1 protein-coding gene is annotated in these 1,232 nt (G+C 35.0%); it reads left to right on the top strand.

Features of this window, described 5'->3' with window-relative positions; genetic code table 11:
- The first annotated feature begins 394 nt into the window (after positions 1–394).
- Positions 395–1,093 (top strand): dTMP kinase, encoded by a 699-nt coding sequence (locus FKW19_RS14490; RefSeq protein ID WP_116100446.1) that lies wholly within the window; start codon positions 395–397, stop codon positions 1,091–1,093.
- Positions 1,094–1,232 lie beyond the last annotated feature (139 nt).

Here is a 1,232-nt window from a genome sequence, read left to right as displayed (position 1 = left end):
CTGCTCAAATCGCAGAGCAAAAATCAGGATAAGGAACCTGAAATCACGCACAAGAGCACTCAGTCAAAGGTTTTTCGAACCCTCCATTTGACCTGATAATATAAAGTGTGTCTTTTTTGCAACCATATCAATTCCTTTTGTCGATAGTCTTGCCAATATTTAATATTTAAGAGATATGACCTCTCCGTTAAAATTTTTTATGGGCTTAAAGATAACCAATGAAAATACGCAAAAGTTAAATAGACTCTGTTTTTTCTTCAGGCACTAAATTTGCTGAAGAATTGAATATATAGTTTATGTGAAAATTCCAAACAACTCTGGGGTAGTAAATATAGTAGGATCATAGTCTGAAATAATGGCTAGATATTCTGTGATATTTATATGAGAAATGATCATGAGTGATACCAATTATTATGAGAATACTGCGCCGATTATTTCATTTATCGGATGCGATGGTTCTGGAAAATCGACATTATCTCATGATATTGCACAAATATTAAATAAAGAACGAAAAACTGAAATTTTTTATTTAGGTCTAGGTTCAGGAGAATTGGGTCGTCGTATACAGAAATGGCCTATTGTCGGAAAATATATAGAACGGGTTCTATCGAATAAAGCTAAAAAGACACGCAGTCCAACGGAACGCATTCCTGGACCAGTAACAGCTTTTGTTGTTTTCTTATTCTCTTGTAAGCGTTTTCTAGAATTTAATAAAATGTATGCTGCTCATAAAAACGGAATTCAGGTCGTAACAGATCGTTACCCACAGAATGAGCTTATTGGATATTGCGATGGCCCTGGTCTTTCAGCGGATAGGACGAACAGTCCAATTATTAAATGGCTGGCACGCATCGAACGTCAACTCTATCAAAAAATGGCCAGTGTACATCCCTCTATAATTATCTTTTTGGACGTTGATGTGGAAACCGCGATTGAACGAAAGCCTGATCATAATTTTGCTCTCTTAGATAAAAAGATAAGTTATACTAGATCTTTGTTGTTTAACGGTGCTCCAATTAAAATTGTAGATGCTCGCAAAAGTTATGGAGAAGTAAAAAATCAGGTAATGTCTATAATAAAAATGTATTCTTAGTATATTATTCAGAAAGTAAAATTTTTTATGACAAATTCAGATTGGTCAGTGGTAATACCTGGAGGGTTCTAAAAACCCCCTGGTTTTGAGGTCTTCTGTATGATTCTATTTCTTCTGCGTTGATTGAGGGAATGGCGAT

The organism is Acetobacter sp. DmW_125128 (genome assembly GCF_008704325.1).
Taxonomy (GTDB): domain Bacteria; phylum Pseudomonadota; class Alphaproteobacteria; order Acetobacterales; family Acetobacteraceae; genus Acetobacter; species Acetobacter oryzifermentans.
This window is presented reverse-complemented; position numbering and strand designations above follow the sequence as displayed.

What these genes read in the sequence shown, in the direction of transcription:
- FKW19_RS14490 (WP_116100446.1), top strand. Translation starts at nt 395, where the DNA reads ATGAGTGATACCAATTATTATGAGAATACTGCGCCGATTATTTCATTT.